The organism is Chryseobacterium sp. 2TAF14, assembly GCF_052115105.1.
GTDB lineage: Bacteria > Bacteroidota > Bacteroidia > Flavobacteriales > Weeksellaceae > Chryseobacterium.
In genome coordinates this window covers 1-5,653 of sequence record NZ_JBFRGA010000212.1, presented here as the reverse complement: position 1 = coordinate 5,653, position 5,653 = coordinate 1, and the positions used below count along the sequence as shown (strand labels likewise).

The window sequence follows — 5,653 nt, the reverse complement described above, 5'->3', positions numbered from 1 at the left end:
ACACTTATCTGGATGAATTTGCAGGGATTGCCTGCGTATTTTTTGCATGCAGCTGTTTTTTCTCTTTTCTGTCAATAAGATCTAAGAAGGAAAAGATGGAGAACAGATGCGAGCAAATTGCGGATTATTTATTTTTAACCGCTTTATTTTGTATTGTTTTGTCGGTGATTATGATAACAACAATGATTCTGGATTAAAATCATTCTATTTTATAAAAATTTTAAACCATTAAGAAAATTAAATCTTTAAGAACAAAAAAGTAATTTAGTTTTTTTTAGATTCATCAAAATGAATTATTTAGCAGACTGCTTAAATCAATTTTATTGATTCTTAAAATTTCTTACAAACTTAATGCTCTTAATGTTTAAAAATTACAGCTGTTTTATTTTAATATTTTAAGCATAATGAGCAAAAATTAAAATAAAAATTTTGGAAGAAGAATTTTTTAAAATTTCCTTTCGATAACGTAATCAAGCATTTTATGTAAAGATTCTTTAACGGAAGAATCCGGGAATTCGTTCAAAATATCTTTTGCTTTTTGCTGAAAGTCTTTCATCACGGTAATCGCATACTCTAAACCTCCCGAATTTTTTACAAAAGCAATCAGTTCTTTTACCCGCTTCTGATCGTTGTTGTAGCGTTTTATGGTGTTGAAATAATACTTTCTGTCGGTTTCGTTGGCAGTTTTTAAAGTATGGATCAAAGGTAAGGTCATTTTTTGCTCTTTGATGTCAATTCCAACCGGTTTTCCGATGACATTTGAACTTAAATAATCGAATAAATCATCTTTAATCTGAAACGCCATTCCGGTGTACGTTCCGAAATCCTGCATCTTTTTTGCTAAAACTTCATCAGCTCCGTTTGACAAAGCTCCTATTTCGCAACATGCAGCAATTAAAGTTGCTGTTTTTTGGCGGATAATCTCATAATAAACATCTTCGGTAATATCCAGCTTTCTGGCTTTTTCCAGCTGAAGAAGTTCTCCTTCAGACATTTCTCTGATCGTCCTTGAAATCACGGAAAGCAAATCGTAATCTTTATGGTCTGTAGAAAGCAAAACCGCTTTTGAAAGCAGAAAATCACCTACTAAAACGGCAATTTTATTTTTCCACAATGCATTGATTGAGAAGAAATTACGACGTTTAAAACTTTCATCCACCACATCATCATGTACCAAAGTTGCTGTGTGAATCAATTCGATCATTGAAGCACCTCGATACGTTTTTTCGTTAACATTTCCAATCAATTTTGCGCACAGAAATACAAACATCGGGCGCATCTGCTTTCCTTTTGTGGTAACGATAAAACGGGTAACTTTATCGAGCAAAGCAACTCTGCTCTGCATAGATTCATAAAACTTCTGCTCGAAAAGTTTCATTTCCTCATTGATCGGCTGCTTGATTTCTTCTACAATGTTTGCCACGAAGTAAGAATGATGGGTGATTATTATTAATTCTCACAAAGATAATTTTTTTCGGGCAATTTTAAGATAAATTAATACGAACATCAGCTTTTTAGTTTTTAATTAAAAATTTTATTAATATAAGACTTTGCGTTAAAAAAATTAATTAGTGATGTTATTTTTTCAATTGATCTATTGGAATAAAATAAAGACTTTGTTTTCCACCGCCAATCGGAGAATTAAACTTTTCCCCAGAAATATAAATTCCGGTTTCATCAACAGCAATTCCCTCAATCTGACCGATCGTTAAAGCACTTCCTAAATAAAGATGCCTTGGCTTTTCTTTGAAAAATATTCCGGGTTCTGATTCATTAAAGATATTTAAAAAGACTTCCGTTTTTTTGGTATATCCTACAACATAAAGTTTTTTATCAAAATAATAAGCATCGCTGATCATAAAGCCCGTTCTGAAAACTTCAGTTTTTTCGGCAGCCTGGTTTTGAAAATTTTCAGGATCAATAGTGTAATGTGTTGTAGATTTTGAAGCCCATTCTTTTGTGAAAATATGGATTTCCCCATTTAAATAAATCATCGATTCTAAATCGAAATCGGTGTTGACATTTTTTGCGGTAAAATCTTTTTGCTCGGAATAATAAAACGAAATCGTTTTCACCGAATCATTTTGCAGCTGGTTATTCTGAAAAGGAATTTTATAAATTTTTAAATCTTTCCTCGTTCCTGCATTGTTCCCGAAATCTCCGATGTAGAAATTTTTGCCATCGTTGGTTAATGCTTCCCAATCTTTGTTTTCAACATTAGTTTTTAAAACTTTTAAGATCTTCCCTGAATTTTTATCGATTTCATACAATTCGGCAGAATTTCCGCTGTCGTTGAAAGTGTATAGTTTTCCGTCAAAAAAATTTAAGCCTGAAGTTTCCTGAATCGAATCACTCAGAACCGCAATTCTATATTTTTTAAGCTTAAAAATTTCTGCCTGCTGTGCATGAGAAATAATTGAGAAACCAAGAATTATGATCAAAAGAACCTTCTTCATGTAACAAAAATAAGGTTTTTGATATGAATTGAATATTAAAATTCTAAGGAGAAAAATGTAGATTAGTCGACTGTTTTATTTGCCAATTGCCCGCAAGCTGCATCAATATCACCACCTCTGCTTTTACGGATCATAACGGTAATTCCAGCATTTTCTAACTGACGAACGTAGTTTTCTTCCGCCTGTTTGTTGCATTGATCGTATTTTCCGTCTCCGATCGGGTTGTACTGAATTAAATTAACTTTCGAGGGAACCTGTTTGCAATATTTAATTAAAGCCTTAATATCTTCATCGCCATCATTAATTCCTTTCCAGACACAATATTCAAAAGTGATTACAGAGCCTGTTTTTTTGTACCAGTATTGAAGAGATTCCATAATATCAGTCAAAGGAAATTTATCTGAAAACGGCATAATTTCGTTACGCTTAGCTTCAATTGCTGAGTGAAGCGACAACGCTAATTTCACACGCAAATCGTCATCTGCAAGCATTTTTATCATCTTAGGAATTCCGGATGTAGAAACGGTAATTCTTCTGGGTGACATTCCCAAACCTTCCGGCTGAGTGATTTTCCGGATCGCTTCAACTACATTTTTATAATTCATCATCGGCTCTCCCATTCCCATAAAAACAATGTTGGAAAGCGGTCTGTTGAAATAGGTTTTGCTCTGGCTGTCGATTAAAGCAACCTGATCTACAATTTCGGCAACTTCAAGGTTTCTCATTCTTTTGAGTCTTGCTGTTGCACAGAATTCGCAGTTTAAAGAACATCCAACCTGTGAAGAAACACAAGCCGTCGTTCTGGTTTCTGTAGGAATCAATACAGATTCTACCAATAAACCATCGTGAAGTTTCACTCCGTTTTTAATGGTTCCGTCATTACTTTTCTGAAGTTGGTCTACAGAAACAGGATTAATGGTATATTCCTGAGAAATTTTGTCACGAAGCGCTTTTGAAAGATTCGTCATCTCATCAATCGAATGGAGGTTTTTACTCCACAGCCAATCGTAAACCTGTTTCGCACGAAACGGTTTTTCTCCTAAAGATCCAAAATAATCTTTAAGCTGGTCGAGTGACAAAGTTCTTATATCTTTCAAAATATTATAGATTATAGATTTTAAACTATAAATTTTAGATTAAAATATATACCGAAGTTTATACTTAATCTAAAATCTATAATTCATAATTTAAAATTAATTATATAATCAGCATTGCATCACCGTAAGAATAGAATTTATACTTTTCTTTTACGGCTTCTTCGTAGGCATGCATGATAAAATCTTTTCCTGCAAACGCTGCAATCATCATCAATAATGTAGATTTTGGCGTATGGAAATTGGTAATCATCGTATTAGCAATTCCGAAATCGTGTGGCGGATAAATGAATTTATTTGTCCAGCCCTGGAATGCAGAGATTTTTCTGTTTGAAGAAACAGAAGTTTCAATTGCTCTCATCGTAGTAGTTCCTACTGCACAAACTCTTCTGTTTTCCTGAACAGCTCTGTTGATGATTTCAGCATTTTTTTCATCGATGATGATCTCTTCAGATTCCATTTTATGCTTTGAAAGGTCTTCAACTTCGATCGGGTTGAAAGTCCCTAAACCAACGTGAAGCGTTACTTCAGCAAAATCAATTCCTTTGATTTCCAATCTCTTCATCAAATGTTTAGAGAAATGTAAACCTGCAGTCGGCGCTGCTACAGCTCCTTCTACTTTTGCATAAATCGTTTGATATCTTTCAGCATCTTCCGGCTCTACATCTCTTTTGATATATTTTGGAAGCGGAGTTTCGCCTAATTCTTTCAATTTTGCTCTGAACTCTTCGTAAGAACCATCGAATAAAAATCTTAAAGTTCTACCTCTTGAAGTCGTATTGTCGATTACCTCAGCAACCAAAGATTCATCTTCAGTAAAGAATAATTTGTTACCAATTCTGATTTTTCTTGCAGGATCTACCAAAACATCCCAAACACGAGTTTCTTTATCTAATTCTCTTAATAAGAAAACTTCAATTTTTGCTCCTGTTTTTTCTTTATTTCCATAAAGACGAGCCGGGAAAACTTTAGTATTATTAAAGATGAAAAGATCTTTCTCATCGAAATAATCTACTACGTCTTTGAATAATTTGTGCTCAATGGTTTCAGTTTTTCTGTTAAGAACCATTAATCTTGCTTCATCTCTGTGCTCTGAAGGATGCTCTGCCAATAATTCTGCAGGAAGGTCGAAATTAAAATCGGATGTCTTCATTTTTTAAATTACGGTTTAAAAATTATAAAAATTACAGGGTGTAATTTTCGAGGTGCAAATATACAACATTCTATACCCCTTTGTCAAGTATTTATTTTACTCCCCTTTATTCATGCCGTTTTTAAGTTGCAAATTTTATATTTTCGTAATACTTTCTCAACAAAAAATGATTATTTTGGCTTTATCAAAATATATACTATGAGCAAATATTCTATTGAATCTTTTGTTAATGAAACAAAAGAAAACCCTCTTGAAAGAGATTATTTCGAGCTGGAAAAACCGGCGCTTTTAGAAATAAACTTAAATAATCAGGCAGTCTGGACAAAAACAGGAAGCATGGTTGGCTACATCGGGAACATCAACTTTGAAAGACAGGGAATGCTTTCCGGCGGGCTTGGAAATTTATTGAAAAAAGCAATCAGCGGAGAAGGCTCTAAGCTGATGAAAGCTGAAGGAACCGGAAAACTGTACGTTGCAGATGACGGAAAAAAAGTAAGAATTTTATATTTAAATAATGAAACCGTTTGTGTAAACGGCAACGATGTTTTAGCACACGAACAAAGCATAAAAAGCGACATCACAATGCTGAAAAGTATTGCAGGAGTAATGTCTGGAGGATTATTCCAGGTAAAACTTTCAGGAACGGGACATATTGCAATCACTACTCACGGTGAACCTTTAACTTTACTGGTAACTCCGGATGCACCAGTTTTCACAGACCCGAATGCCACGGTTGCGTGGTCTGGAAATTTAAGTCCGGAACTTAAAACCAATATTTCTTTTAAAAGTTTAATCGGAAGAGGAAGCGGTGAAGAGTTTCAGATGAAGTTTTCCGGTAATGGATGGGTTTTGATACAGCCTTATGAGGAAGTTTATCGAGTTGAAAAATAATATTTTAAAATGCGATTCCTTTGAGTCGCATTTTTTATTCTTCAAAATCTGACCAGTAA

Annotated in this window: 5 protein-coding genes; 1 reads left to right on the top strand and 4 read right to left on the bottom strand. The window is 34.0% G+C overall.

Translation table 11 applies throughout. From position 1 onward, the window contains the following. Window positions 1-445 precede the first annotated feature (445 nt). From AB4Y90_RS16040 to queA, 4 genes are all read right to left on the bottom strand, one after another. A complete protein-coding gene (locus AB4Y90_RS16040) occupies window positions 446-1,423 on the bottom strand; it encodes a polyprenyl synthetase family protein (protein WP_441558583.1) in 978 nt (325 codons plus the stop codon). Window positions 1,424-1,577: 154 nt separating this feature from the next. Beyond that, complete coding sequence (locus AB4Y90_RS16035; RefSeq protein WP_441558582.1) at window positions 1,578-2,456, bottom strand: hypothetical protein; 879 nt, start codon at window positions 2,454-2,456, stop codon at window positions 1,578-1,580. A gap of 62 nt (window positions 2,457-2,518) precedes the next feature. Then, window positions 2,519-3,553, bottom strand: coding sequence for a 23S rRNA (adenine(2503)-C(2))-methyltransferase RlmN (rlmN, locus tag AB4Y90_RS16030; protein ID WP_441558581.1), 1,035 nt, complete (start codon window positions 3,551-3,553; stop codon window positions 2,519-2,521). 100 nt (window positions 3,554-3,653) lie between these two features. After that, window positions 3,654-4,703, bottom strand: coding sequence for a tRNA preQ1(34) S-adenosylmethionine ribosyltransferase-isomerase QueA (gene queA, locus AB4Y90_RS16025; RefSeq protein ID WP_265426973.1), 1,050 nt, complete (start codon window positions 4,701-4,703; stop codon window positions 3,654-3,656). Window positions 4,704-4,901: 198 nt separating this feature from the next. On the opposite strand from queA, the gene AB4Y90_RS16020 reads away from it, so the two are divergent. After that, the gene (locus AB4Y90_RS16020) at window positions 4,902-5,594 is read left to right on the top strand and encodes an AIM24 family protein (RefSeq protein WP_441558580.1); all 693 of its coding nucleotides are present in this window, start codon (window positions 4,902-4,904) and stop codon (window positions 5,592-5,594) included. Window positions 5,595-5,653: the final 59 nt, after the last annotated feature.

Excerpts from the sequence above, each read along its gene's own strand:
- AB4Y90_RS16035 (WP_441558582.1), bottom strand. The coding sequence starts at position 2,456 with ATGAAGAAGGTTCTTTTGATCATAATTCTTGGTTTCTCAATTATTTCT.
- AB4Y90_RS16020 (WP_441558580.1), top strand. The coding sequence starts at position 4,902 with ATGAGCAAATATTCTATTGAATCTTTTGTTAATGAAACAAAAGAAAAC.
- queA (WP_265426973.1), bottom strand. The coding sequence starts at position 4,703 with ATGAAGACATCCGATTTTAATTTCGACCTTCCTGCAGAATTATTGGCA.